General features: G+C 71.7%; 22 protein-coding genes and 1 pseudogene. 7 read left to right on the top strand and 16 right to left on the bottom strand.

Features of this window, described 5'->3' with window-relative positions; genetic code table 11:
- Positions 1-1129 precede the first annotated feature (1129 nt).
- Positions 1130-2983: a M48 family metalloprotease gene (locus tag ACFY3L_RS32860; RefSeq protein WP_389332867.1), complete on the bottom strand. Its 1854-nt coding sequence runs from the start codon at positions 2981-2983 to the stop codon at positions 1130-1132.
- A 2-nt stretch (positions 2984-2985) separates the two neighbouring features.
- Positions 2986-3948 (bottom strand): hypothetical protein, encoded by a 963-nt coding sequence (locus tag ACFY3L_RS32865; RefSeq protein ID WP_389332870.1) that lies wholly within the window; start codon positions 3946-3948, stop codon positions 2986-2988.
- Positions 3949-4077: 129 nt separating this feature from the next.
- Here ACFY3L_RS32865 and ACFY3L_RS32870 point away from each other — a divergent pair, with 129 nt between their 5' ends.
- Positions 4078-5370, top strand: coding sequence for a sensor histidine kinase (locus ACFY3L_RS32870; RefSeq protein ID WP_389332873.1), 1293 nt, complete (start codon positions 4078-4080; stop codon positions 5368-5370).
- Entirely contained in the window at positions 5322-5957 is a 636-nt protein-coding gene (locus tag ACFY3L_RS32875; RefSeq protein ID WP_360561707.1) for a response regulator transcription factor, read from the top strand. Before ACFY3L_RS32870 ends, ACFY3L_RS32875 begins: the two co-directional genes overlap by 49 nt.
- A gap of 125 nt (positions 5958-6082) precedes the next feature.
- Here the strand turns inward: ACFY3L_RS32875 and ACFY3L_RS32880 are convergent, their stop codons facing one another.
- From ACFY3L_RS32880 to ACFY3L_RS32900, 5 genes and pseudogenes are all read right to left on the bottom strand, one after another.
- On the bottom strand, positions 6083-6235 hold the full coding sequence (locus tag ACFY3L_RS32880; RefSeq protein ID WP_389332876.1) for a hypothetical protein: 153 nt from the start codon (positions 6233-6235) through the stop codon (positions 6083-6085).
- A 58-nt stretch (positions 6236-6293) separates the two neighbouring features.
- A pseudogene (locus ACFY3L_RS32885) lies at positions 6294-6698 on the bottom strand (transposase); the annotation flags it as partial.
- 11 nt (positions 6699-6709) lie between these two features.
- Entirely contained in the window at positions 6710-8182 is a 1473-nt protein-coding gene (gene ltrA / locus ACFY3L_RS32890; RefSeq protein WP_389332879.1) for a group II intron reverse transcriptase/maturase, read from the bottom strand.
- Positions 8183-8709: 527 nt separating this feature from the next.
- The gene (locus tag ACFY3L_RS32895) at positions 8710-8928 is read right to left on the bottom strand and encodes a winged helix-turn-helix domain-containing protein (protein WP_389332882.1); all 219 of its coding nucleotides are present in this window, start codon (positions 8926-8928) and stop codon (positions 8710-8712) included.
- Positions 8835-9347, bottom strand: coding sequence for a helix-turn-helix domain-containing protein (locus ACFY3L_RS32900; RefSeq protein WP_389332884.1), 513 nt, complete (start codon positions 9345-9347; stop codon positions 8835-8837). The genes ACFY3L_RS32895 and ACFY3L_RS32900 overlap by 94 nt, the downstream gene beginning before the upstream one ends.
- A 201-nt stretch (positions 9348-9548) precedes the next feature.
- On the opposite strand from ACFY3L_RS32900, the gene ACFY3L_RS32905 reads away from it, so the two are divergent.
- Positions 9549-10451 (top strand): PfkB family carbohydrate kinase, encoded by a 903-nt coding sequence (locus ACFY3L_RS32905; protein WP_389332887.1) that lies wholly within the window; start codon positions 9549-9551, stop codon positions 10449-10451.
- Here ACFY3L_RS32905 and ACFY3L_RS32910 read toward each other — a convergent pair.
- Genes ACFY3L_RS32910 through ACFY3L_RS32945 form a run of 8 tightly spaced genes read right to left on the bottom strand, consistent with a single transcriptional unit; the run spans position 10426 to position 18709 of the window.
- The gene (locus ACFY3L_RS32910) at positions 10426-11559 is read right to left on the bottom strand and encodes an ABC transporter substrate-binding protein (protein WP_389332889.1); all 1134 of its coding nucleotides are present in this window, start codon (positions 11557-11559) and stop codon (positions 10426-10428) included. The two genes, ACFY3L_RS32905 and ACFY3L_RS32910, sit on opposite strands and share 26 nt — an antisense overlap.
- Positions 11560-11588: 29 nt before the next feature.
- Complete coding sequence (locus ACFY3L_RS32915) at positions 11589-12347, bottom strand: ABC transporter permease (RefSeq protein ID WP_389332892.1); 759 nt, start codon at positions 12345-12347, stop codon at positions 11589-11591.
- Entirely contained in the window at positions 12344-13102 is a 759-nt protein-coding gene (locus ACFY3L_RS32920; RefSeq protein WP_389332895.1) for an ABC transporter ATP-binding protein, read from the bottom strand. Before ACFY3L_RS32920 ends, ACFY3L_RS32915 begins: the two co-directional genes overlap by 4 nt.
- Positions 13099-13959: an ABC transporter permease gene (locus ACFY3L_RS32925; protein ID WP_389332898.1), complete on the bottom strand. Its 861-nt coding sequence runs from the start codon at positions 13957-13959 to the stop codon at positions 13099-13101. Before ACFY3L_RS32925 ends, ACFY3L_RS32920 begins: the two co-directional genes overlap by 4 nt.
- Complete coding sequence (locus ACFY3L_RS32930) at positions 13956-14963, bottom strand: TIGR03842 family LLM class F420-dependent oxidoreductase (protein ID WP_389332901.1); 1008 nt, start codon at positions 14961-14963, stop codon at positions 13956-13958. Before ACFY3L_RS32930 ends, ACFY3L_RS32925 begins: the two co-directional genes overlap by 4 nt.
- 3 nt (positions 14964-14966) lie before the next feature.
- The gene (locus tag ACFY3L_RS32935; RefSeq protein WP_389332904.1) at positions 14967-16451 is read right to left on the bottom strand and encodes a CoA-acylating methylmalonate-semialdehyde dehydrogenase; all 1485 of its coding nucleotides are present in this window, start codon (positions 16449-16451) and stop codon (positions 14967-14969) included.
- Positions 16452-16469: 18 nt separating this feature from the next.
- Positions 16470-17873 (bottom strand): dihydropyrimidinase, encoded by a 1404-nt coding sequence (gene hydA, locus ACFY3L_RS32940; protein WP_389332907.1) that lies wholly within the window; start codon positions 17871-17873, stop codon positions 16470-16472.
- Positions 17870-18709, bottom strand: coding sequence for a nitrilase-related carbon-nitrogen hydrolase (locus ACFY3L_RS32945; RefSeq protein ID WP_389332910.1), 840 nt, complete (start codon positions 18707-18709; stop codon positions 17870-17872). The genes hydA and ACFY3L_RS32945 overlap by 4 nt, the downstream gene beginning before the upstream one ends.
- 143 nt (positions 18710-18852) lie before the next feature.
- Here ACFY3L_RS32945 and ACFY3L_RS32950 point away from each other — a divergent pair, with 143 nt between their 5' ends.
- Positions 18853-20244: a PLP-dependent aminotransferase family protein gene (locus tag ACFY3L_RS32950; protein WP_389332913.1), complete on the top strand. Its 1392-nt coding sequence runs from the start codon at positions 18853-18855 to the stop codon at positions 20242-20244.
- Between the two features lie 19 nt (positions 20245-20263).
- Complete coding sequence (locus ACFY3L_RS32955; protein WP_389332916.1) at positions 20264-21145, top strand: CPBP family intramembrane glutamic endopeptidase; 882 nt, start codon at positions 20264-20266, stop codon at positions 21143-21145.
- Positions 21146-21518: 373 nt separating this feature from the next.
- Here the strand turns inward: ACFY3L_RS32955 and ACFY3L_RS32960 are convergent, their stop codons facing one another.
- Complete coding sequence (locus tag ACFY3L_RS32960; protein WP_389332919.1) at positions 21519-22622, bottom strand: acetate/propionate family kinase; 1104 nt, start codon at positions 22620-22622, stop codon at positions 21519-21521.
- Positions 22623-22640: 18 nt separating this feature from the next.
- On the opposite strand from ACFY3L_RS32960, the gene pta reads away from it, so the two are divergent.
- Positions 22641-24713, top strand: coding sequence for a phosphate acetyltransferase (pta, locus tag ACFY3L_RS32965; protein WP_389332922.1), 2073 nt, complete (start codon positions 22641-22643; stop codon positions 24711-24713).
- Positions 24710-25060: a VOC family protein gene (locus ACFY3L_RS32970; RefSeq protein ID WP_389332925.1), complete on the top strand. Its 351-nt coding sequence runs from the start codon at positions 24710-24712 to the stop codon at positions 25058-25060. The genes pta and ACFY3L_RS32970 overlap by 4 nt, the downstream gene beginning before the upstream one ends.
- Positions 25061-25227: the final 167 nt, after the last annotated feature.

A 25227-nucleotide genomic window follows, 5' to 3' on the forward strand; every position in this document is an offset into this window, starting at 1 on the left:
CCCGCAGCGGCCCGCCCCGCGACCCCAGCAACCCGTCCGACCACACCCGCAGCGGCCCGCCCCGCGACCCCAGCAACCCGTCCGACCACACCCGCAGCGGCCCGCCCCGCGACCCCAGCAACCCGTCCGACCACACCCGCGGCGGCCCGCCCCGTGACCCCGGCAACCGTCCAGCCTGCACCGGATGCGACCGCGCCACGGACGCCTTCACCCCCGGCAACGCCCACAACCACCTCGCCAGCAACGCCTGCAGCCGCCCCGCCAGTGACACCCCCGACCGGACCGTCAGCCGCAGACTCGATCCCTCTCGCCGGTCACACCGTGGCGGTCCGGCCGGTGGCGCCATCAACCGTCCGGCTGGCGACGGGTGCGCCACCGACGCCTTCGATCGCTTCGCCGGCGGCGCTCGTGGCAGTCCGGTCTCTGACGCCCTCGGCTGTGATGCCGGCCGTGGGCACGACCACACCGGCGACAGCAGCGACCACCCCACCGGCGACACCCTCAGTCGCGGCGTCAGCAGCACGCCCGACCATCCTGGCAACCATCGGTGGCCGCCCCGTCGGTGACGGCTCCAGGCGCCCCCAGTCGGGCGCCCGGCTGCTTCGCCTGCGAGCGCGCGGGTCGGCACACCGGTCTTGTCGCTGCCTGCGCCGGCCGTCCTCGGCACCCGGCGGCACTCGCTGCGTCGTCTGGGGCCTCGGCGCCCGTACATCCCAGGTTCATCGGCGACAGCGTTTCCCGTCCCGGTCCATCGGGTGCCGCACCCGGGTCGCGCCAGGCTTGCCGGGGCAACGTCTTCGTCCGCCGCGCCCGCGTCGCGTTCCACTGGTTCAGCGACATCGAGGGCCTCGCCGGCGCTCCTGCGGCCGCCGGCGAGGCGTCCGGCTGTTCCGGCATCAGAGGCGTCGGTCGTCGCGGCGGCCGTGCGTGCCGACCGCGACCAGTGCGACCGTCGTCCCCGCCAATGACGCACGGGGAGAGTGGCGGCCTGCACCTCCGCGCCCGTACAGCGCTACCGCGTCTGGCCGTTCACCTCGTCCGGGCACTTTCGTCGTGTTCGTGCGTCCGCTGTCCCGTCGTGTTCAGGAAGAAACACAGTGCGGCCACGCCGAACGGGTCCCTGCCGCGGCTAGGTGGTGGCGTCGTGCATGGCCTTGGTGAAGACGGACTCGGCGTCGGCGTGTTCTTCGCTCTGGGAGCCGTTGCGCACCTCGACGAGGGTGCCGTCGTGGAGGGTGAGCTGCCAGCGGAAGCGGAGCCTGGTGGTGCGGACGGCGGTGGCGATCTCCTCGAACGGGATGAAGCGGCTGCCGGGGGTGGCGGCGAGCTCCCGGGGGTTGCCGTCGGCGAGCCAGCGGCGCATCCGGTAGCGGGCCATGCCCGTCTTGTACCGCGGCATCCCCGGCATCACGAGCAGCCCGTGGCTGAGGATGAGCAGGTCCGCGCGGGCGCCGTCGACGATGGCGGTGGTGATGCCGGCGAGGATGCCGGCGTGCTCCGTGCCGACGCGCTGGCGGACGTGGCGGGCGGTGGTGACGTCGACGCCGCGGGCGTGCAGCTGCTGGCGGGCGAGGGCCACGGTCGCCGGGTCGCAGGCGAGGCCGGCGGGCTGGGAGAGGTCGAGGCGGGCGCCGGAGAGGTCGACCAGATAGCCCGACGCGGTCCAGGACACCTGCCAGCGGGCGACGCCGGAGCGGACGGCGGCGAGCCGGAGCAGGGTTTCCAGCGGCGCGGCGAAGCGGGTGCGGGCCTCGCGGCGGGTCGCGGTGGGGAAGAGCGGACCGGCGAGGTCGTCGAGGCGGCCGGCGGCGATGAGGTCCAGGACGGCGCCGACGTCGGGGACGGGCCGCCCGACGGCGCGGCTGAACGCGCGGAGCATCGTGTCGCACTGTTCCTGCAGGTCGGAGGTCTGCACGACGGCGCGGAACTCGTCCCAGGGCAGGACCATGGCGGACTGCAGCGCGACGGCCTGGAGGGCGCGGCCGGCGGCGGCCAGGTCGGCGACGAGGCCGGCGGCGGGTCCGTCGGCGACGGCGAAGGAGGACTCCGGCGCGGCCATGATGGCCTCGACGCGGGCCTGCAAGGGCGGGTGGGTGTCCCAGCGGTCGTGCGGGCGGGCCGACGTGACGATCTGGGCGCGCAGCGCCGAGACCTCCTCCGCTCGGGCGCGCAGCAGCTGCGGGAAGCCGGCGAACACGTCGTCGGGCAGGTAGCCGGCGTCCAGGCCGGGGCGCACGACGGTGCCGAGGTAGAAGCCGAACAGCTGGTCCAGGACCTCGACCTCGCGCAGGGCGCTCGCCGCCTGCAGCCGGCCCGCCACCCGCACCGCGGCGAGATCCGCCTCCAGCTCCTGGCGGCGGCTGACGGCGTTGTGCACGAGCAGGAACAGCGCGCCGTAGGCGCGGAAGACCCAGCCGGCGACGTTGGACGCGCCGAGGTGGCCGATGGTGCGGGCGAGGGCGACGCGGCCGCGGTACGAGATGCCCGCGAACCTCGTGTGCCTGCCGGAGTAGTGGCCGAGCTCGTGCGCGAGGACGAACCGCAGCTGCGCGACGGTCAGCGTCTGCAGCAGCGGCATCCCCACGTACAGGTGGCGGCGCCCGCCGATCAGGCCCATCAGGCGGGCCCATTCGCTGACGGCGGCGTTGACCTCCGGTACCAGGTGGATCTCGTCCGGTGCGCGGGTGCCGACCGCCGCGGCCAGCTCGTGCACCGTCTGCCACAGCCCGGGCGCGTTGTGCGGGGTGAGCGGGATGCCCTGCGGGCCCGCGCCGTCGGCGCGCAGTGCCTTCCACGTGCCGCGACCGACGGCCCACACGGTGGCGGCGAACACCGCCACGCCGACCTTCGTGCCGACGAGGCCGGTGGTGGCGCTCGCCACCCAGATCGCGAGGGCGAGCCCGGCCGCGAGCTGCGCGAGGGCGAGGACGTAGAAGCCGGCCAGCATGATCAGCGACAGGAAGGCGCGGGCGGCGACGGTCATCGTCAGGCCTGTGCGCGCGCGGCCGAGCGGGCCCTGGTGAACGCGACGTCGGGGGTCGCGAGGTACGACCAGGGCCAGCGCGTCACCCGGTCGCCGAGCACGTCGAAGCGCTCGGCGGCGGCGGGCCGGTCGCCGTTGAGCGTGAACGCCATCGCGAACGCGTTGTCGCCGGCGGCCCAGCCGGGGCGCCGCTCGTAGCGGTTGTGCCGCACGGAGCGGTCCGCGGCGAGGCGCAGCCGCTCGCCGACCTCGGGGCTGTGCATGTACTCGCCGTCCTCGCCCTCGGGCAGGTCCAGCCAGTGCTCGATGTGCGCGTCGGCGACCAGGACCCCGAGCGGTGAGCCGGGCGGTGCGGCGGCGACCGCGGACTCGGCGAAGTCGTGCATCAGCTCGTGCGAGCCGCTCCACTTGCGGCACAGCTGCTGCAGCATGTGCGAGTGGGCGTCGCGGTGCCACGGGTACCGGCGGACCACCTCGTCGAACCGGCGGCGGGTCTCGTCGAGGCCGAGCTGCCTGGCCCGGCCGAGCGTGACGAGCCCCACCCAGGGCGTCGGGTCGTCGGCGTCGAGGTCGGTCGCGTCGTCGAGGCAGTCCTCGGCGATCTTCAGCCGGTGGAAGAACACCTTGAACGCGTCCTCGCTGACCGTCGCGGCCCGGCCGTTGCCGCGGGCCTGCCACGCCCAGTCGATCGCGTGCAGCCCCTTGACGGTGAGCGGGGTCGCCTTCCTGGGCGCCGCGGCGATCCACTCGTCGATCCACGCGCCGTCGCCGCCGTGCTCGCCGAGGACGCGGCAGTAGAAGTACCGGTCGTCGGGGTGTTCGACGTCACGCAGCGTCTCCGCCGCCGCCTGCCAGTCGCCGCGCTTCGCGGCCGCGATGAGCCGGGTCGCCTCAGGGTCGCCCTGCGCAGGATCGATGTCCAGGTGTTCGATCCTGTCTGCGGCTCTTCGCCGGAATGGCCACATCGAACCCGTTCCTCCCGTGACGTCAACGGCCCCGAACTATAGGGTCCGCCGTCCAGGGCCGCTATCGGCCCCGCGACGGTAGGGCTAAGCCCACTGTCTCCGGGCCGCGGCGCCGCGAGAATGGACGGCATGAAGGTGAAGGCGTTCGTGCGCGCCGGGGCCGTCGCCATCGGGCGGGTCGCGTTGCTCGGGCTGCTGTCGCCGCCGGTGAAACTGGTGCTGCTCGTCCTGTCCGTGGTGTCGCTGGCGCTCAGCGTGATCGGGCTGGGGCTCGTGCTGGCGCCGCTGGTGGCGATGCTCGTGCGCGCCTACGCCGACCTGCACCGGCGGGCGGCGCGCGACTGGTCGTGGGTCGACATCCCGCGGCCGTACCGGCCGATGCCCGACGGCGCGTTCGTCGGGACCCCGCGCCGGTGGTGGTGGCTGGTCCGCGACCCGGCGACGTGGCGGGACCTGCTGTGGCTCCTGGCGGGCGCCCCCGTCGGGCTGCTGCTGGGTCTCACCGGGCCGGTGCTGCTCGGGTACGGGCTGGAAGGGCTCCTCGGGGTGGCGATCATCATCGACGCCGCCACCGGGCGGTACGGCTACGGCGTCACCTGGCCGATCACCGACGCCATCGACGTCGTCAGCGTCCCGCCGCAGGGTGCGCTCGTCACCGCCGGTGCCCTGTACGCGGGGCCGTGGCTGCTGTGGGTGCTCGCGCGGTTCGACCGGTCGCTGCTCGCGCCGACCCGGGGCGCGGCCCTCGCCCGGCGGGTGGACCGGCTCACCGAGACCCGCACGCACGTCGTCGACGCGCAGGCCGCGGAGCTGCGCCGGATCGAGCGGGACCTGCACGACGGCGCGCAGGCGCGGATCGTGTCGCTGTCGATGAGCCTCGGGATGGCGGAGGACCTCGTCGCCCGCGACCCGGCCGCCGCGCAGGCGCTGATCGCCGAGGCGCGGGAGGCGAGCGGTCTCGCGCTCGCGGAGCTGCGGCACCTGGTGCGCGGCATCCACCCGCCGGTCCTCGCCGAACGCGGCCTCGACGGTGGCCTGCGGGCCCTGGCCCTGACGCTGCCCGTGCCGGTGACCGTCACCGTCGACCTGGACGGCCGCCGCCCCGACGCGCCGGTGGAGTCCGCGGCGTACTTCGCGGTCGCCGAGGCCCTCACCAACGTCGTCAAGCACGCGCACGCGTCGGCGGCGTGGGTATCGTTGACCCATCTCGGGGGCGCGCTGCACATCACCGTCGGCGACGACGGCGTCGGCGGCGCCGAGGAGCGAAGCGGCTCCGGGCTGACCGGGGTCGCGCGCCGGCTGGGCGCGTTCGACGGCGTCCTGCGCATCGACAGCCCACCCGGTGGTCCGACCGTGCTGACCATGGAGCTGCCGTGCGCGTTGTCATCGCCGAGGACCTCGCCCTCCTCCGCGACGGGCTGATCCGGCTGCTCAGCTCGTACGGCTTCACGGTCGCCGCGGCCGTCGACACCGGCGAGGCGCTGCACGCGGCGCTGCTGGAGCACCGGCCCGACGTGGCCGTCGTCGACGTGCGGCTGCCGCCGACCTTCACCGACGAGGGCCTGCGCGCGGCGATCGCCGCCCGGGCCGCGGTGCCGGGCCTGCCGGTGCTGGTGCTGTCGCAGCACGTGGAGCAGCTGTACGCGCGGGAGCTGCTCTCCGACCGCCGCGGTGGCGTCGGCTACCTGCTCAAGGACCGGGTCGCCACCGTCGGCGAGTTCGTCGACGCGGTCCGCCGGGTCGCCGGCGGCGGCACCGCCATGGACCCGGAGGTCGTCTCCCAGCTGCTGGCCCGCAGCACCCCGACCGCGGCCCTGACCCCGCGCGAGCGCGAGGTCCTCGGCCTGATGGCGGAGGGCCGCTCCAACGCCGCGATCGCGTCCCGGCTCTTCGTCACCGACAAGGCCGTCGGCAAGCACATCAACAACATCTTCGCCAAGCTCGGCCTGCCCCAGTCGGAGGACGACAACCGCCGCGTCCTCGCGGTCCTCGCCTACCTCAACGCGTAGTGCGATCGAGTGCTCGACAACGGGTGACGGGCCACGCGGCCTGCTCTGATACGGCGTACATTCACGCTGAGCCACGGGAGGTGACGCGATCGGAGATCGATTAACGTTCGGCATTTGGGTGATGGTCAGAGTAGTGGGCCGGTGTGGTCGAGGAAGTTGAAGCAGAGTTGGTCGCTGCTGCCGATGCGGTGCAGTGCGGCGGTGTCGGCGTCGTCGAGGATGTCGGGGCACAGGTTGGCCAGTTCGGTGCTCTTGAGGTTGCCCCAGACCAGTTCCATCGGGGTTGAGGTCGTGGGCGTAGCCGGGCAGGGCTTCCACGGTCAGCCAGTGCTGCTGGCTGGCGATCCAGGCCTTCATATCCTTGGAGCGGTGCGCGGACAGCCCGTCCCAGATCAGCACGACGGGTTTGCCGCGCAGGTGCCGGCGCAGCTGTTTGAGGAACTCGATGAGGCTGTGGGTGTTGTAGCTGCCGGCCTTGGTCTGGAAGATCAGTTTTGCGCGGGACCGGTCGGGCCGGTATGCGAGGACGCCCGCCATCGACATGCGGGTCCAGGAGAACCGGTGCCGCAGCACGGGTGTCTGCCCGCGCGGTGCCCAGGTCCCGCGGACCACCGGCAAGAGGGAGAATCCGCTTTCGTCGCTGAGTAGGCCCGGGGCGCGGTGTCGGGATTGCTCCCGATCCGTTTCCCCGGACCTCTCGCCGAACCCGCCGTGCGCCTCTCGACGCAACGGGCTCTCCACGGGCTCTGCCGTCAGGTGCTGTTCGTGCGGACCCAAGGGTTGGGGATCGTGTTCCCGCGGTAGCGATAGCGGGTAATCGGTATCGCGCTGATCTTCCGCAGGCTGATCCCATCCGCCGTGATCGGCATCCATTTCCCGGCTGGGGAGGTGAGCCGTCGGCGGACGTCCGTCCAGTTCCAGTGGTGCCGGGCTTGCAGCATCCGGACGAGCCGCCACCAGGCGATGTCGTCCAGCTTGCGGAAGATGTGCTTGGCCACGGCATGCCGGAAGTAGTTGGCCCATCCGTGTGTGGCGTTGTTCAGGTTCAGCAACACCACGGCCAGGTCCTGCTGCGACGTTCTGTGGGTGAGGTGGCGGATCTTCGCCTTGAGCGACCGCAGGGGCCGTTCGGCGACGAAGGTGTAGACGTACCACCTGTTAGTTCCTCGTTTGCGACGCCACTGGATGTGGAACCCGAGGAAGTCGAATCCCTCGCTCATGTGCACGACCTGGGTCTTGGCTTCAGACAGCCGTAACCCGATCGGTGCGAGCACCATGGCGATCTCCTCGCGCAGCGTCTCGGTGTGCTGCCGTGTGCCGTGGACCAGCACGACGAAGTCGTCGGCGTAGCGGACGATCCGCCATGACGGCAGTCCCTTGACGCGGCGCCACGCGCGTCGACTCGTGGTGGACAGTTCGCCGCCGCTTTCCCATCCGCGGTGCAGGTGCTCGTCGAGCACCGACAACGCGATGTTGGCCAGCAGCGGTGAAAGGATGCCCCCTTGCGGTGTGCCGGTCATGGTGTCCTGACGTTCGCCGAGTTCGGTGAGCAGCCCGGCCTTCAGGAACGCCTTGACCAGTGTCAGGACACGCTTGTCCTTGATCCGGTTCCGGACGCGGTCCATCAACGCGGCGTGGTCGATTTCGTCGAAGCACGCTGCGATGTCCGCGTCCAGCACCCACCGGTAGCCGTGGGTGCCGTAGAACTGGATCTCAGAGACGGCGTCCTGCGCACGCCGTTTGGGCCGGAACCCGTAGGAGACCGGTTTGAAATCGGCCTCGAAGATCGGCTCCAGTACCAGTTTCAGCGCGGCCTGCACGACCCGGTCCGCGATCACGGGAATCCCCAACCGTCGAACCTTTCCCGACCCTCCTGGCTTGGGAATCGTCTTCTCCCGCACCGGCAACGGCCGGAACGAGCCCGTTTTCAGCTGGGCCCGCAGATCGTCCAGGAATCCGGGGACACCGATGCGTTCCGCGACGGCGGCGACCGTCAGGCCGTCGACCCCAGCGGTTCTGGCGCCCTGGTTGCCCGCGACCCGTTCGAACGCCACGATCAGCGTCGCCGGGTCGTGCACGAGGTTGAACAGATCATCGAACCGGCGACCGGAGTCGGTCGCCGCCCAACGGTGAAGTTTGGCCTGCATCTCCGATACCCGCTGTAACGGCCCCATCGGAACCGTCTCCAGCGGAGCGCCGCCATTCGGTGGAGCGTCTTTCGGCATTGCAGCATCCGTCCCTTCTCGAACCCGCTGCCGTCCTTCCCCATGTGCCGGGCTTTCCCCGGCTCGGAGTACTACGACGGCTCCGCCCCGTCCGGCCCGTTCGGCGGTCGGTGCGCCTGTCCCCGACAGCACAATGGGTGCGTGCGGTCAGGGAGCCGCGACCGGACAGTTCCCGTGTTCACTGCGATTCGTTCGACGAAGTAGGAGCCCGACTGTGTCCCTGCGGTATCGCCACGAGTACGCCGTAGACCTTCCCCGTGGCCTCCCGGGCAGCTTCCGAGATACCACCCCAAGAGTTCCCCGCCCATCCAGCAGCGGGTGCGCACCGCATCCGGCCCTGATCCACCAGGTTCGAGCCGGTGTCATCATTGAGAGACGTAAAGACGCCGGTTCCTCGCGTACTCCTCTCCGTCCCGCTCGCCGGACCCGCACCATCTGGCAGTGCTGACACGTCCCGGCTTTGTCAGGGCTGCTCCCACCTTCCCCGGCACCACCCGGATCCGGCTGCCCCCAGCTCCACCCCTCCGCTACGACGGAGCAGGCGGTGAAGGTCTCTCACCTCCACCCGAATCACAGCGCCTCACGGCGCAACTGGAAGCAGATCCAGGCGCCGCGCCGTCATGCCCCCTTGTGATCCTGGGCCAGTCCTGCTTCACCCATGCCTCGATCGCCGCGTCGTCGCGCTCCGCAGCGCGTCGGGCCGGTCGTTGCCGGGTCCAGCCGAGGCGTGCCGCAGGATCTGCCACGTCTGCGTCGGCGAGTACCGCACACCGGTCACCCGCTCGATCACGTCCGCGACCCGGGCCAGGGTCCACATGTCGGTGCTGAAGCCGTGCGCCTTCGGCCCGGCCAGCAACGCCGCCTCCACCTCACCGAGCTGCTCATCGGACAACCACGACCTGCGTCCCAGCCGCGCCGCACCGACCAACGCCTCTCGACCGCCGGCCTGCCAGCGGTGGTACCACCGCGACGCGGCCTGCGCCGTGACACCCAACGCATTGACCACATCAACCTGCTGACAGCCGGCCTCGAACATGTCCGCGGCCCGCATCCGCTGCTCTCGCAACGCATCCACGTCACGAACGACACCACGACGCGTACCGGCCGACCGGGGCGAGGCAGTCATACCCCTGATGTGTTGCCCGCCAACCCGGTCGACCGACAACGACTCACCGAGAACCCGAAAGTTCTTTAGGAACGCTCCTGTACCGTGCCAAGAAGACGGCCGCGCGGCACCGCCCCGGTTCCGTGACGGCCGACCGGCGACGCGTGAAGCCGCTCCGTGACGGTCGACGGCAGGCATTCCTGGTTGCTGCGCTCGCGGATCGACGCGTGAGGCGGCGCGGACCGGGGTAACGGACGCGGCATGGGTGCGGTGGTGGTCGGGCAGCTGGCCCGCGATCTCGTGATGGTCATGGAACGCCTGCCGGACGTGCACACGTCGGGTGCGGTCAGGGAGCGGCTCGAACAGCTCGGCGGGAAGGGTGCCAACCAGGCCGTCGGCCTGTCGCAGCTCGGCGTCGCCACGGCGCTCGTCGCGGTGGCCGGCGACGACCCGGTCGGCGACGCGCTGCTGGCCAGAGCCGCGCTCGACGGCATCGACGTGACGCATGTGGTGCGGCGGCCGGGCACGGCGACCGGGCTGATCGTCGAGGTCCTGGAGGACGGCGGGCGGTGGCGCTACCTGGAGCACCTGCCGCAGGGTGTCCTGCTCACCGAGGCGGACGTGCGGGCCGCCGGTGACGTGCTGCGCGCCGCCGACGCGGTGCTCGTACAGCTGCAGCAGCCCCTGGACGCGGTCCGTGCCGCCGTGGAACTTTCAGGCGGGCTGACCGTCCTCGACGGCGCCGTCACCGACCGGTCGGTCCTGCGCGGCGCCGACGTCCTGCGCGCCGACGCGCGTGAGGCGGAGGTGCTGCTCGGTGGGCCGGCGCGCGAGGAGGACGTCCTGGCGGCAGCGCCGGCGCTGCTGGACTCCGGGCCGCGCCTGCTCGCGTTCGCGCTGGCGGACGGCGGTGACCTGTTCGTGTGGCGCGACGGCCACGCGCTGGTCCCCCACGCAGCCGGCCACGAGCTGGTCTCCCACGCGGCCGGCGAGGCCGTCGACACGACCGGCGGCGGCGACGCGCTCACGGCCGCCCTGACCGCCGCGCTGCTGGACGGGGCGACGCCCCGGGAGGCGGCGCGGGAGGCGGTGGCGGCCGCCGGGCGCGTCGTCACGCACGCCGGCGGCCGCCCTGGGCTCACGCCCCGCCGGCGGTCAGCGTGACCGTCTGCGGGGTGAACGAGGTGCCGAGGACGTCGACGCCGGCGGCCTTGGCCGCGTCGATCGCCTTCTGCATGTAGTCGTTGGTGTAGGCCAGGCCTTCCGGCTTCTTCTTCAGGACGGTGTCGCCGACCTGGTTCTTCGTCGTCATCGAGATGTCGACGGTCTGGCTCCAGGCGGCCTCGTCGATGAGGCCGACCCCCTTCGCGGCGGGCCAGACGAGCTTGTTGACCTCGTTCATCTGCCACAGCTGGTGGCTCTTGCCGAGCTTGGAGCCCTTCGCGACGACCATGTCGCGGCACTCCTCCGGCTTGTCGCGGCAGTACGCCCAGCCCTTGATGGTCGCGGTGAGGAACTTGACCGTCTGGTCCTGGTACGCCTTGTCCTTCAGCTTGTCGGTGTTGGCCCAGACGGCGTCCTGCAGCATGGAGGTGCCGACGGTCTTCCAGTCGATGATCGAGAAGTCCGAAGCCTGGTACAGCGCGCCGGTCGCCGGGTTGGTGGCTTCGAGCAGCTGCGCGTACTCGTTGTAGGACATGGCCTGCGCGACGTCGATCTCCTTCTTCAGCAGCGCCTGCATGTCGAACTGCTGCTGCACGAGGGTGACGTCCTTGCCGGGGTCGAGGCCGGCCTTCGTCATGCCGGCGAAGAGCTCGAACTCGTTGCCGAAGCCCCAGTTGCCGACCTTCTTGCCCTTGAAGTCCGCCGGGGACTTGATGCCGCTGCCGGCGAACGCGACCTGGTAGGTGCCGGAGCGGGCGAAGATCTGCCCGACGTCGGTGATGCCGGCGCCCTGCTCGCGCGAGGCGAGGGCCTTCGGCACCCAGGCCACGGCGTAGTCGGCCTTGCCGGTGGCGAGCACGGTCTGCGGCACGATGTCGACGCCGCCCTCGACGAGCTGCACGTCGAGGCCCTGCTCCTTGTAGAAGCCCTTGTCCACGGCGGCGATGTAGCCGGCGAACTGGGCCTGGTAGAACCACTGCAGCTGGAGCTTCACGGTGGTGACCCCGCCGCTGCCGGTGGTGGTCGTCGTCGGTGTGTCGGCGGTGCCGCAGCCGGCGAGCGCGAGGCTCGCGACGGCGGCGCCGATGATGAGGGACCTGATCCGCATGGGCGCTCCTCGAAAAAACTACGAACGAACTACGAACGGGCCTTCCAGGGCATTGCGAGACGCTCCAGGAGGAGCGTGGTCAGGTAGAAGACGAGGCCGAGGGCGCAGGCGCCGACCACGAACGCCCACGCTCGGGGATACGCGGTGAACGCGGCGGCGGAGGTGATCCGCGCCCCCAGCCCGTCCTGCAGGCCGCCGAAGTACTCGGCGACGACCGCGGCGATGACGGCGAGGGAGGACGCCTGCCGCAGTCCGGTGAACACGTAGGGCAGCGCGCCGGGCAGGCGGACGAGCCGGGCGAACGTCCAGCCGCCCGCCGCGTAGCTGGCCATCAGCTCGCGGTGGGTGGGGTCGACCTCCCGCAGCCCGCGCAGCGTGTTGATGAAGACCGGGAAGAACACGATGATCCCGGCGACGACCCGCCGCGGCAGGCTGCTGGTGGAGTCGAACATGTTGTTGAGGATCGGGGCGAGGGCGATGATCGGCAGCGCGTTGACGACCGCGGCGTAGGGCACGGCGACGTCGCTGAGCAGCTTCGAGCGGCTGGTGGCGAGCGCGGCGAGGATCGCGGCGGCGGTGCCGCCGACGAGCCCGACGAGGGCGTTGGCGCCGCTGGCGAGGGCCGCGTCGACGACGTTGTCGCGCTGCTCGACCAGCTGCGCCCAGATCGCCGACGGCGCCGGCAGGATGAACGGCGCGATCCGCCCGGCGGTGACGACGACCTCCCACAGGACGAGCGCGACGACGCCGACCAGCACCGGGGGCAGGACCGATCTGACGTACTTCATGCCCGGAGCGCTTTCCGGACCGCGGTGACGTGCTCGAAGTAGGCCGGGGACTGCCGGGCCGCCTCGTCGCGGGCCGGCAGGTCGATGTCGATGGTCGCGGTGATCCGGCCGGGCCGGGCGGACATGACGACGACCTTGCCCGACAGGAACACCGCCTCGGAGATCGAGTGGGTGACGAAGACCGTGCTGGTGCCGGTCTTGGCGCAGATCTGCAGCAGCTCGCCCTGCAGCCGCTCCCTCGTCATCTCGTCCAAGGCGCCGAAGGGCTCGTCCATGAGCAGCAGCGGCGGGTGTACGGCCAGGGCCCGCGCGATCGCGACCCGCTGCTGCATCCCGCCGGACAGCTGGGCCGGGTAGTGTCCGGCGAAGTCGGCGAGCCCGACCAGCCCGAGCATCTCCTCGGCGCGCTTCCTGCGTTCCTCACGAGGCACCTTGCGCAGTTCGAGGGGCAGCTCGACGTTGCGGCGCACGGTGCGCCACTCGAAGAGGCCGGCCTGCTGGAAGGCGATGCCGTACTCCTGGTCCCGGCGGGCCTGCGCGGCCGGTTTCCCTGCGACGGTGACGGTGCCCGCGGTAGGCTCGATGAGGTCGGCGATGAGGCGCAGGAGGGTGCTCTTGCCGCACCCGGACGGCCCGATCAGCGACACGAACTGTCCACTGTCGACGGTGAGGTCCACGTCGGACAGTGCGGTCACCTCGTCGGGGCGACCCGCGTTGAACACCTTGCTGACACCAGCAATCGAGACAGCGCTCATACGACGTTCACCTCGACCCTGCGTCTGTGGCGCATGAGGGGGAGCTCGAGCAGGCTGACGACGCCGGCGACGACGAGTCCGAGGACGGCGGCGCCGAGCATGGCGGTGTAGACCTTCGCGGGGTCAGAGGTGGCCTCCCTGGAGTACTCGATGACGAGCCGGCCGATCCCGCCGCGGGTGCCGGTGGAGATCTCCCCCACGACGGCGCCGACCACGGCGGCCGCGCCGGCCAGGCGCAGCGCGGGGAACAGGAACGGCAGCGCCGCCGGCAGCCGCAGCTTCACGTAGGTGCGCCACCAGCCGGCGGCGTAGGAGCGCATCAGCTCCACGCCCGACGCCGACGGGGACTGCAGGCCGCGCAGCAGCCCGACGGCGACGGGGAAGAACGCGAGGTAGGAGGCGATGACGGCGACCGTCATCCAGTCCTGCCACGGGTACGGGCCGAACGACAGGGCGCCGCTCCAGCCCGCGACGAGCGGCGCGAGCGCCACCAGGGGCACGGTCTGCGACAGCACCACGTAGGGCAGCAGGCCCCGCTCCACGACCCGGAAGCGTTGCATCAGCGTGGCGAGGACGAAGCCGATGGCCGTGCCGGCGAGAAACCCTACGGCCGTGACGCCCAGCGTGAACAGGCAGGCGTCGGCGACGACCTGCCACACGGGACGGCCGCCCGTCAGCTCCGGCCGCCCCAGGCGCTGCGCGACCGTCCACAGGTGCGGCATCGACAGGTCGTCGGCGCGGGGCAGCACCTTCACGCCAAGGACCGCGGTGCCCTCGGGGTCACCGACCGCCTTGTACCCCTCCCACAACAGGGCGAAGACGACCAGCCCCCCGAGAGCACCGAGGACCTTCCTCATGACAGCGCCGGGATGATCTGCTCGCCGTAGGCGCGCAGCGTCGATTCCTTCGCGTCGTGCTGCAGGTACACGGCGAACTGGTCGACGCCGAGCTCCCTGAGCTCGTTGAGGCGGCGCAGATGCTCCTCGACCGGGCCGAGGACGCAGAACCGGTCGACGATCGCGTCGGGCACGAAGTCGGTGTGCGGGTTGCCGGCCCGCCCGTGCTCGGCGTAGTCGTAGCCCTTGCGGCCCTTGATGTAGTCGGTGAGGGCGGTCGGGACCGCGCTGTCGCTGCCGTACCGTTCGACGATGTCGGCGATGTGGTTGCCGACCATCCCGCCGAACCACCGGGTCTGCTCCCGCTGATGCGCTCTGGATTCGTCCGAGTCGTCGCCCACGTACGCGGGAGCGGCCACGCAGAACTTGATCGCCGCCGGGTCGCGGCCCGCCTTCTCCGCCGCGTCCCGCACCGCCTTGATCATCCAGGCGGCGATGTCGGGGTCGGCGAGCTGCAGGATGTACCCGTCGCCGACCTCACCGGTGAGCGCGAGGGCCTTCGGCCCGTACGCGGCGACCCACACCTCGAGGCGGCTGTCCGGCGCCCACGCGAACCGCAGGTCACGGTCGCGGAGGCGGACCTGCCGGCCGTTGCCGAGCTCGCGGACGACCTGCACGCACTCGCGCAGCTCGGCGAGGGTCGTCGGCCGGCTGCCGAGGACCCGCACCGCGGAGTCGCCGCGGCCGATGCCGCAGACGGTGCGGTTGCCGTACATCTCGTTGAGGGTGGCGAACAGCGACGCCGTCACGGTCCAGTCGCGGGTGCCGGGGTTGGTGACCATCGGCCCGACGATCACCCGCTCGGTGTCGGCGAGGATCTTGCTGTAGATGACGAACGGCTCCTGCCACAGCACGTGCGAGTCGAACGTCCACACGTGGCTGAACCCGGCCGCCTCTGCCTGCTTCGCGAGCTCGACCGTCCGCGTCGCCGGCGGGTCACACTGGAGCACCACCCCTACGTCCATACGTCACCTCACCTTGGGGAAGCCCAGGTCGACCTCCGACGTGGCCGGGTCGGGCCAGCGCGAGGTGACGACCTTGGTGCGCGTGTAGAACTGGATCCCTTCGGGCCCGTACATGTGCAGGTCGCCGAAGAGCGAGGACTTCCAGCCGCCGAAGCTGTAGTAGGCGACCGGGACGGGGACGGGGACGTTGACGCCGACCATGCCGCAGACGACGTCGTACTGGAACTGCCGGGCGGCGCCGCCGTCGCGGGTGAAGATGGCGGTGCCGTTGCCGTACTCGTTGTCGTTGACGAGTTTCAGGGCCGCGTCGTAGGTGTCCACGCGGACCACGGACAGGACCGGGCCGAAGATCTCGTCCTGGTACAGCGGCGAGTCGGTGCTGACCTTGTCCACCAGTGACGCGCCGAGGAAGAACCCGGGGCCGCTGCTGACCGGGGCGTCGCGGCCGTCGACGACGACCTCGGCCGTTCCGGGCTCGCTCAGGTACCCGGCGACCTTGTCGCGGTGTTCGCGGGTGATGAGCGGGCCCATCTCCGCGGACGGGTCGCTGGCCGGGCCGACCGCGATCCGGCCGATCCGTTCGCTGATCGCCTGCACCAGGGGGTCGGCGACGGCACCGACGGCCACGACGACGGAGATCGCCATGCACCGCTCCCCCGCCGAGCCGTACCCGGCGGACACCGCGGCGTCGGCGGCGGCGTCGACGTCGGCGTCGGGCAGGACGACCATGTGGTTCTTCGCGCCGCCGAGCGCCTGGACCCGCTTGCCGGCCCTGGTGCCGGCCTCGTAGACGGCCCTGGCGATCGGGGTGGAGCCGACGAAGCTCAGCGCCTGCACGTCGGGGTGCTGGATGAGCGTCTCGACGGCCTCCCGGTCGCCCTGCACGACGTTGAACACGCCGTCGGGCAGCCCGGCCTGGCGGAGCAGGTCGGCGAGGAGCAGCGAGACGGACGGGTCCTTCTCGCTCGGCTTGAGCACGAACGTGTTGCCGCAGACGAGCGCGTTGGCGAACATCCACATCGGGACCATCGCCGGGAAGTTGAACGGGGTGATGCCGGCGACCACCCCCAGCGGCTGGCGGATCGAGTACACGTCGACGCCGTTGGACGCCTGCTCGCTGTAGCCGCCCTTGAGCAGGTGCGGGGCGCCGGTGGCGAACTCGATGTTCTCCAGCCCGCGGGCCAGCTCGCCGGCGGCGTCGGCGACGGTCTTGCCGTGCTCGGAGCTGACGAGCGCCGCGATCTCCTTGCGGTTGGCGTCCACCAGCTCCCGGAACCGGAACATGACCTCGGCGCGCCGGGACAGCGACGCCGCCCGCCACGCGGGGAACGCCTTCAGCGCGCTCTCGACCGCCCTGTCGGTCTCCTCCTTCGTCGCGGCGACGACGTAGGCCTGCTGCTCACCGGTCGCCGGGTCCCAGACCGGCAGCTGCCTGCCACCGGTGCCGCTCACCGCGGCGCCGTCGAGCCAATGCTTGATCTCACGCATGCTTGTTGCCTCTTCTGGTTAGATCAGGTAGTCGCTGAGTCCGCGGCGGACGAACTGCCCATGGCCCTTGCTGCCGTGGTACGCCCCGCCGGAGACGATCACGCGGCCGCGGGACATGACGGTGTCGACCTTCCCGGCGATCTCGTAGCCTTCCCAGGCGGAGTGGTCCATGTTCATGTGGTGCGTCTCGACGCCGATGCGGGTGCGGGCCGCCGGGTCGTACAGGACGATGTCGGCGTCGGATCCGGGCGCGATGACGCCCTTGCGGGGGAACAGGCCGAACATGCGCGCGGGGGTGGTCGCGATCGTCTCCACCCAGCGGGCGAGGCTGAGCTTGCCGTCGACGACGCCCTGGTACAGCAGGTCGACGCGGTGCTCGACGCTGCCGATGCCGTTGGGGATCTTCGAGAAGTCGCCGATGCCGAGCTCCTTCTGGTCCTTGAAGCAGAAGGGGCAGTGGTCGGTGGACACGACCGACAGGTCGTTGGTGCGCAGCCCCTGCCACAGGTCGGCGCGGTGCGTCTCGTGCCTGCTGCGCAGCGGTGTCGAGCAGACCCACTTGGCGCCCTCGAAGCCGGGCGCGCCGAGCTGGTCCTCGAGCGTCAGGTACAGGTACTGCGGGCACGTCTCGGCGAACACGTTGCGGCCGAGGTCGCGGGCGGCGGCGACCTGTTCGAGGGCCTTGCTGGCGGACAGGTGCACGATGTAGAGCGGGCAGTCGGCGGCGACCCCGGCGAGCCAGATCGCGCGGCTGGTCGCCTCCGCCTCCAATGCCTCGGGTCGGGTGAGGCCGTGGTGGATCGGGTCGGTCTCGCCGCGTTCGAGGGCCTGCTTGACCAGCACGTCGATCGCGGGCCCGTTCTCCGCGTGCATCATGATCATGGCGCCGTTGTCGCGGGCCTTCTGCATGGCGCGCAGGATCTGGCCGTCGTCGCTGTAGAAGACGCCGGGGTACGCCATGAACAGCTTGAAACTGGTGATCCCCTCGCCGCTGACGAGGGTGTCCATGGCCTTGAGCGACTCGTCGTCGACGCCGCCGAGGATCATGTGGAACGCGTAGTCGATGTGGCAGTTGCCGCCGGCCTTGCCGTGCCAGGCGGCGAGCCCGTCCTGGACCACCTCGCCAGTGCGCTGCACCGCGAAGTCGATGATGGTGGTCGTGCCGCCCCAGGCGGCGGCGCGGGTGCCGGTGTCGAACGTGTCGCTGGCGAACGTGCCGCCGAACGGCAGCTCCATGTGGGTGTGCGCGTCGACGGCACCGGGGATGACGTACTTGCCGGTCGCGTCGATCGTCTCGAAGTCGCCCTCCTGCGGCCCCTGCCCCGGCGCGAAGATCGCCGACACCTGCTCGCCGACGACGAGCACGTCGGCCGGAAGCGCACCCGTCGGACCGATGACCGTCCCGCCCTTGATCAGAATCATGGCTGCACCAGGTCCTGGTACGCGTCCGGGCGGCGGTCCCGGTAGAACTGCCATCGGTCCCGTACCTCGGCGAGCAGGGCCATGTCGAGGTCGCGGACGATCAGTTCGGGGTTGTGCGCGTCGCCGACCTCACCGACGAACTTGCCCTCGGGGTCGACGAAGTACGAGGTGCCGTAGAAGTCGTTGTCGCCGAGGTCCTCGATGCCGGTCCGGTTGATCGCGCCGATGAAGTACTCGTTGGCCACGGCGCTCGCCGGCTGCTCCAGCTGCCACAGGTACGCGGACAGGCCCCGGCTGGTCGCGGACGGGTTGAAGACGATCTGTGCGCCGTTGAGGCCGAGCGCCCGCCAGCCCTCCGGGAAGTGCCGGTCGTAGCAGATGTAGACGCCGACCTTGCCGACCGCGGTGTCGAAGACGGGGTAGCCGAGGTTGCCCGGACGGAAGTAGAACTTCTCCCAGAAGCCCTTGACCTGCGGGATGTGGTTCTTGCGGTACTTGCCGAGGTACCTGCCGTCCGCGTCCACCACGGCCGCGGTGTTGTACAGCACGCCCGGCTGCTCCTGCTCGTACATCGGCAGCACCATCACCATGCCCAGCTCTTTGCTCAGAGCTTGGAACCGTTCGGTGGTGGGGCCGGGGATGGACTCGGCGTACTCGTAGTAGGCCTTGTCCTGCACCTGGCAGAAGTAGGGTCCGTAGAACAGCTCCTGGAAGCAGATGACCTTGGCGCCCTGCGCCGCGGCCTGCCTCGCGTAGTCCTCGTGCGCCTTGATCATCGACTCTTTGTCGCCCGTCCAGCTCGTCTGGACGATGGCGGCCCTGATCACGTCTGCCATGGCTGCCCCTCTCTGGGCTTTGCGGCTTCAACGGTGCTGGGCTTTGCGTCGACCTTGTCCCAGGTCGGATGTCGTAGGACACTAACGACACAAATCTAGGCGGACAATGGTCCAACCGTTACAGAATGTTTCGGAGATGCAAATTGCTCGCGCTCATCACCGGGGCGGTCGACGACCGCAGCGCCCGGGGAATCGCCGCCGCCGTCAGCCGCCTGGTGACCGCCGGGACGCTGCCCGCGGGCTCCCGCCTGCCGACCGTGCGGGACGTCGCGCGCGAGCTCGGCATCAGCCCCACCACCGTGTCCGAGGCGTGGCGCAGCCTTGCCCGCGCCGGCGCGATCCAAACCCGGGGCCGCTCCGGCACGTTCGTGGCCACGCCCTCGTTGCCGCGTCAGCGTCTGCGGTACGCGCAGCTCGGCGGCCGCGTCGGCGAGCTGGGCCGTTCGGAGCTGCTGCGCGACCTCTCGACCGGCGTGCCCGACTACGACCTGCTGCCGTCGCTCACCGACGCGCTGCGCCGCATCGGCGACGCCCAGCTGACCACCAGCTACCTCGACGGCGCGGTCCTGCCCTCACTGGAGACGGTGCTGCGGTCGCGCTGGCCGTTCCCCTTCGATCAGCTCACCGTCGTCGACGGGGCGATGGACGCCCTGGACAGGATCACCGGCACCGTGGTCCGCTTCGGCGACCACGTCCTGGTGGAGAACCCCGCGTTCCCGCCGGTGCTGGACCTGCTCGAAGCCGTCGGCGCCACGGTCGTCGGCGTCGCCATCGACGAGCACGGGATGCGGCCCGACGCCCTCGCCTCCGCCCTCGCCGCATGCGAGCCCGTCGCCGTGTACCTGCAGCCCCGCGCCCACAACCCGACCGGCGCGAGCATGACCCAGGCCCGCGCCGACAAGCTCGCCCGGGTCCTGGCCCGCCACCCGGCCGTCACGGTCATCGAGGACGACCACGCCGGCGACATCGCGACCGCGCCCCCGGTCAGTCTCGGCCGCCGCCTGCCCGACCGGACCGTCCACGTGCTCAGCTTCTCCAAGAGCCACGGCCCCGACCTGCGCCTCGCCGCGATCGGCGGCCCGGCCTCGGTGGTCACCGCCGTCACAGACCGCCGCCTGCTCGGCCCCGGCTGGTCCAGCCGCCTCCTCCAGGCCGTGCTCGTCGAGCTCCTCACCGACTCGTCCACAGTGGACCAGATCGCGCACGCCCGCGACGAGTACGCCCGCCGCCGCACCCTGCTGCTGGACGCCCTGGACACCCGCGGCGTGACCGCCACCGCCGCCGACGGCATCAACCTCTGGATGGCCGTGGCGAACCAGCAGGTGGCGATGCTGACCCTCGCGGCGCACGGGATCGCGGTCGCCCCGGGTGCCCCGTTCGAGGTGAGCCCCCTGGGCAGCGACCACATCCGGGTGACCGCGGGCCTGGTCCGCGAGGGCTTCGACGACCTCGCCGACATCCTCGCCGAGGCAGCGGGCGCGACCACCCGCGGCAGCGGCCCCCGCACCGCCAACCACCCCCGCGGCTGGCGCTGACGCCTGCTCTAATGTGCGCATGCTGAGGCTGCCGGAGCCGGGGACGCCGTTCCACCGCCTCGCCCACACCGCCGCGCACCGCTGGTGGCGCCCGGTCGTCGGCACGCTCGTCCTGGCCGCCGCCTATCTGCTCGTCGAGTGGCTGGGCGGCATGCTCGGCTTCGGCGAACCGCTCGACACCTGGCTGTACCGGACGTCGGTGGGGTCGCTCGGGGCGGCGGCGCTGCTGCTCGCCCGGGCCGCGCAGGCCCGACGGGCCGGGACACTCGCGTCGGTGCTGGGCCGCCCCCGCTGGCACTGGCTCGGCCTGTGCCTGCTGGAGGCGGCGGTGACGGTGGTCATGCTGGTGGCGGCGTCAGCCGTCCTCGTCTGGGCGATCTGGGCGGGCCCCAATGCGCGGATCGTCGGCGGCGTCGGCGGCGAGTTCGTGCTCCCCTTTCTGGCCTTCATCGGGCCGACCGTGGTGGTGGCCGTCGCCGCCGAGCTCGTCTTCCGAGGCTGGCTGCTGCAGGCCGTGGGCGCGTACGGCGGCGGCCCGTGGCTGGCGATCACGGTCCAGGCGGTCCTCTTCGCGGCCGCGTTCTACACGGTCGGCCCGTGGACCTTCGCGGAGGGCCTCACGCTCGGCGCGGTGCTGGGCTGGCTGGCGGTGCGCACCGGCGGCCTGGAGGCGGGCATCGCGCTCGTGGTGTGCCTGGATCTGCTCGCGGCAGCGCGTGAGGCGATCCGCGAGGACCTGTACTCCGACGGGTACCTCTCCGACCTCCAGTGGCAGTTCTTCGCACTGGACCTGGTCGTGACGCTGGCGTACGCGGCGACCGTCGCCCTGCACGCGCGCCGCCGCGGCATCGCAGCCGTCACCCCCGCCCTGGCGGCCGCGGCGGTGCCGGCACCCGTCTAGCCCGGCACGGCGTGGACCTGTTCGGCGCAGGCGCTGCGCACGATCCGCTGCTGCCGTGCGTACGGTCGCTGCCGTGCGTACGGTCGCTGCCGCGCGTACGGTCGCTGCCGCGCGTACGGTCGCTGCCGCGCGTACGGTCGCTGCCGTGCGCACGATCCGCTGCCGCGGGCGCGATCGCTGCTGCCGCGGGCGCGCCCGTGTGTGGCGATGGGACCGGGCCGGAACCTGACCGGCCAGGCCTGGCCGACGTGGCTGACATGCGCCGGAGCGTCGCTCGGACCGGTCCTGGGGTGCCCGCTCCGCTTCTCAAAGCACCATAACCCACCACACCTAATCGACCTTGCACTTGTCACGCAAGCGGTGGCCGGCGGTTTCAGGCGGTGACGGCGTGGGTCTGTTCGGCGATGGTGAGCTCCTCGTCGGTGGGCACGACGCAGACCGCCACGCGGGCGCCGTCCGGGGAGATCACCGGTTCGTGGGCGGCGTTGCGGGCCGGGTCGACCGTGATGCCCCACGTCGACAGGCCGTCCAGGGACGCGGCGCGGACCGGGGCCGCGTGCTCGCCGACGCCGGCGGTGAAGGTGATCGCGTCGAGCCGGCCCAGCACCGCGTGGTAGGCACCCACGTACTTGCGGATGCGGTGGCAGTACACGTCGAAGGCCAGCGACGCGTCGGGGTCGCCTTCGGCGCGCCGGGCAAGGACCGTGCGCATGTCGTTGGCGCCGGCGAGGCCGCGCAGGCCGCCGTGGCGCTGTAGCTGCTCCTCCGCTTCGGCGGCGGAGAGGCCGGCGGCACGGTGCAGGTACGAAAGGACCGCCGGGTCGACGTCGCCGGAGCGGGTGCCCATCACGAGACCTTCGAGCGGGGTGAGGCCCATCGACGTCTCGACGCTGCGGCCGCCCCGGATCGCCGTGGCGCTGGCGCCGTTGCCGAGGTGCAGCACGATCATGTTCAGCGCGGCGAGCGGGCGGCCGAGCAGCGCCGCGGTACGCCGGGACACGATGTCGCACGAGGTGCCGTGGAAGCCGTACCGCCGGATCCCGAAGCGAAGAGCGAGGTCCCGGTCCAGGGCGTACGTGCGCGCCTCCATGGGCAGGGAGGCGTGGAACGCCGTGTCGAACACCGCGACGTGCGGCACGCCGGGCAGCGCCGCGCGGGCCGCCTCGATGCCCGCGATGCCACCGGGGTTGTGCAGGGGCGCGAGCGGCGTGAGCTCCCGCAGTACCTTCAGCATCGCGTCGTCGACGAGGGCGGGCGCGGTGAACGTCGAGCCGCCGTGCACGACCCGGTGCCCGACCGCGGTGATGCCGGCGGGGTCGAGCCCGCCGAGGATCTCGGCGAGGGCGGCCGCGTGGTCGGCCACGCCGCCGGGCTCGCCGATGCGCTCGACCAGGCCGCGCGCCCCCGCGGCCGGGTCGGTCAGGTCGACGACGCGAAACTTCACCGACGACGAGCCGCTGTTGAGCACGAGGATCATGAGAGGCAGACTAGCGGTGTGGCTCGCATCGTGTACCTGGTCGAACACGGACCCGGCTCCGGCAAGTCCGCCGTGGCGCTCGGCCTCGCCGAGCTGCTGTCGCGGAAGGTGCCCAGGATCGGGGTGTTCCGCCCGTTCGTCGACGGGACGACGAAGGACACGACCCTGAGGCTGTTGCGCGAGCGGTACCACATCGGCAGCGACCAGCAGGAGCTCTTCGGCGTCACCGCGGCCGAGGCCGCTGGGATGCTGTCCGCGGGCGACGGCGAAGGCCTCGTGGGGCGGATCGTGGAGCGGTTCCGGCCGATCGCCCGCGACCACGACGCCGTGGTCGTCATCGGCAGCGACCTCGACGACGAGCCGTCGCCGACCCTCGCGCTCAACGCCCGCCTGGCCAACGAGTTCGGCGCGGTCGTGGTCGCCGTCGTCAACGGCGCCGGCCTGGACGCCGACACGGTCGCGTCGGTGGCGCGGCAGGCGTACCACGGGCTGGTCGAGCTCGACGCCACCGTCGCCGCGATCGTGGTGAACAAGTCGTCCGAGAAGCCGCCGGCGCTGCCCGTGCCCTGCTACACGATCCCGAACGTGGCGACGGTCGCGGCGCCGACGGTCGCGGAGGTCGCCGCGTCGCTCGGCGCGACCATCGTCAGCGCCGGCCCCGCGTCGCTCGAGCGTGACGTGCTCGACTACGTCGTCGGCGCCGCGCAGGTGCCGACCGTGCTCGACCACCTGACCGCCAACTGCCTGCTGATCACCCCCGGCGACCGGGCCGACCTGCTCGTCGCCGCGGCCGCCGCGCACGCGTCGGGGACCGTGCCGCTCGCCGGGATCGTGCTCACGCTCGGGATCGCGCCCGACCCGGTGGCGCTCGCCCTGTTCGAGCGGCTCAACACCGGTCTCGCTGTGTTGTCGGTACCGGCGGCGAGCTACGACACGATCGCGGCCTCGACGCGGATGGAGCACCGGCTCGGCCCGGACAACCCGCGGAAGGTGGCGGCGGCGCTCGGGGCGTTCGAGTCGAACGTGGACACCGCGGCCCTGGAGGCGGCCCTGGAGCTGACGGCGTCGACGCGCGTGACGCCGCTGATGTTCGAGTACGACCTGATCGACCGCGCGCGGGCCGCGAAGCGGCACGTGGTCCTGCCGGAGGGGACGGAGGAGCGGATCCTGCGGGCGGCGGACATCCTGCTGCGCCGCGGCGCGGCCTCGCTGACGCTGCTGGGTGACCCTTCGGTGATCGGCGCGAAGGCACGGGACCTGGGCCTGGACATTTCGGACGCCGCGGTGATCGACCCCGCGACGTCCCCGCTCCTGGAGCGTTTCGCCCCGGTTTACGCGGATTTACGGGCACATAAGGGTGTAACGCTGGACCTGGCCCGGGACGTGGTCCGCGACGTCAGCTACTTCGGCACGATGATGGTCCACCTCGGGCTCGCCGACGGCATGGTCTCGGGCGCGACGCACACCACCGCCGCCACGATCCGGCCCGCGTTCGAGATCATCAAGACGGTGCCAGGCCTGAGCGTCGCCTCCAGTGTCTTCTTCATGCTCCTGCCGGATCGTGTGCTGGTGTACGGCGACTGCGCCGTCAACCCGGACCCCGACGCCGAGCAGCTGGCCGACATCGCCTTGTCGTCGGCCTCGACCGCCGCCCGGTTCGGCATCGACCCGCGCGTGGCGATGCTGTCGTACTCGACCGGGACGTCCGGCGCCGGCGCCGACGTGACGAAGGTGGCCTCCGCGACCTCGCTCGTCCGCTCCCGCCGCCCGGACCTTCCGGTCGAGGGGCCCATCCAGTACGACGCCGCGATCGACCCCTCCGTCGCCGCCACCAAACTCCCCGGCAGCACCGTCGCCGGCCAGGCGACCGTGTTCGTGTTCCCCGACCTCAACACCGGCAACAACACCTACAAGGCCGTCCAGCGCTCCGCCGGCGCCGTCGCCGTCGGCCCCGTCATGCAGGGCCTGCGCAAACCCGTCAACGACCTGTCCCGCGGCGCCACGGTCAAGGACATCGTCAACACCGTCGCCATCACGGCGATCCAAGCTCAGGGTTTCTTGTCATACCCGTCGGGCACGATGGAGGCATGACGGCGAAACTCACCACGGTGGTGTTCGACTCCCCTGACCCGCACGCCCTCGCCCGGTTCTACTCCGAGCTGCTCGACCTGCCGCTCACCCGCGTCGACGGCGACTGGGTCGACATCGGCGACGGCACGACGAAGCTCAGCTTCCAGCACGCCCCCGACTTCCGCCCGCCACTGTGGCCCGACCCCAACTTCCCCCAGCAGATCCACCTCGACATCCAGGTCGACGACATCGACGCCACGGAGTCCAAGGTCCTGCGCATGGGCGCCACGCTGCTCTCGACCAAGGAGGCAGGCTTCCGCGTCTACAGCGACCCGTCCGGCCACCCGTTCTGCCTCTGCTACGACTGACCCCCCACGGCCAGCCCACCCGGCCCCTCTGCGGTGCCGCTCGTGGGTCCAGCACGCCTCGTGCCGGGGTGTGGTCCTGAACAGCGGAATCACGGGCGCGGTCTGCCTGGCCGGCGTCCCGGGCGCCGCCACGTCCACGCCTGCTTCCGGGAGCCCCCTTCCCGCTC

Source organism: Dactylosporangium sp. NPDC000521 (assembly GCF_042898305.1).
In the GTDB taxonomy this organism is placed as follows: Bacteria; Actinomycetota; Actinomycetes; order Mycobacteriales; family Micromonosporaceae; genus Dactylosporangium.

What these genes read in the sequence shown, in the direction of transcription:
- ACFY3L_RS32860 (WP_389332867.1), bottom strand. Translation starts at nt 2,983, where the DNA reads ATGACCGTCGCCGCCCGCGCCTTCCTGTCGCTGATCATGCTGGCCGGC.
- ACFY3L_RS32865 (WP_389332870.1), bottom strand. Translation starts at nt 3,948, where the DNA reads ATGTGGCCATTCCGGCGAAGAGCCGCAGACAGGATCGAACACCTGGAC.
- ACFY3L_RS32870 (WP_389332873.1), top strand. Translation starts at nt 4,078, where the DNA reads ATGAAGGTGAAGGCGTTCGTGCGCGCCGGGGCCGTCGCCATCGGGCGG.
- ACFY3L_RS32880 (WP_389332876.1), bottom strand. Translation starts at nt 6,235, where the DNA reads ATGGAACTGGTCTGGGGCAACCTCAAGAGCACCGAACTGGCCAACCTG.
- ltrA (WP_389332879.1), bottom strand. Translation starts at nt 8,182, where the DNA reads ATGCCGAAAGACGCTCCACCGAATGGCGGCGCTCCGCTGGAGACGGTT.
- ACFY3L_RS32905 (WP_389332887.1), top strand. Translation starts at nt 9,549, where the DNA reads ATGGGTGCGGTGGTGGTCGGGCAGCTGGCCCGCGATCTCGTGATGGTC.
- ACFY3L_RS32910 (WP_389332889.1), bottom strand. Translation starts at nt 11,559, where the DNA reads ATGCGGATCAGGTCCCTCATCATCGGCGCCGCCGTCGCGAGCCTCGCG.
- ACFY3L_RS32915 (WP_389332892.1), bottom strand. Translation starts at nt 12,347, where the DNA reads ATGAAGTACGTCAGATCGGTCCTGCCCCCGGTGCTGGTCGGCGTCGTC.
- ACFY3L_RS32920 (WP_389332895.1), bottom strand. Translation starts at nt 13,102, where the DNA reads ATGAGCGCTGTCTCGATTGCTGGTGTCAGCAAGGTGTTCAACGCGGGT.
- ACFY3L_RS32925 (WP_389332898.1), bottom strand. Translation starts at nt 13,959, where the DNA reads ATGAGGAAGGTCCTCGGTGCTCTCGGGGGGCTGGTCGTCTTCGCCCTG.
- ACFY3L_RS32930 (WP_389332901.1), bottom strand. Translation starts at nt 14,963, where the DNA reads ATGGACGTAGGGGTGGTGCTCCAGTGTGACCCGCCGGCGACGCGGACG.
- ACFY3L_RS32935 (WP_389332904.1), bottom strand. Translation starts at nt 16,451, where the DNA reads ATGCGTGAGATCAAGCATTGGCTCGACGGCGCCGCGGTGAGCGGCACC.
- hydA (WP_389332907.1), bottom strand. Translation starts at nt 17,873, where the DNA reads ATGATTCTGATCAAGGGCGGGACGGTCATCGGTCCGACGGGTGCGCTT.
- ACFY3L_RS32945 (WP_389332910.1), bottom strand. Translation starts at nt 18,709, where the DNA reads ATGGCAGACGTGATCAGGGCCGCCATCGTCCAGACGAGCTGGACGGGC.
- ACFY3L_RS32955 (WP_389332916.1), top strand. Translation starts at nt 20,264, where the DNA reads ATGCTGAGGCTGCCGGAGCCGGGGACGCCGTTCCACCGCCTCGCCCAC.
- ACFY3L_RS32960 (WP_389332919.1), bottom strand. Translation starts at nt 22,622, where the DNA reads ATGATCCTCGTGCTCAACAGCGGCTCGTCGTCGGTGAAGTTTCGCGTC.
- ACFY3L_RS32970 (WP_389332925.1), top strand. Translation starts at nt 24,710, where the DNA reads ATGACGGCGAAACTCACCACGGTGGTGTTCGACTCCCCTGACCCGCAC.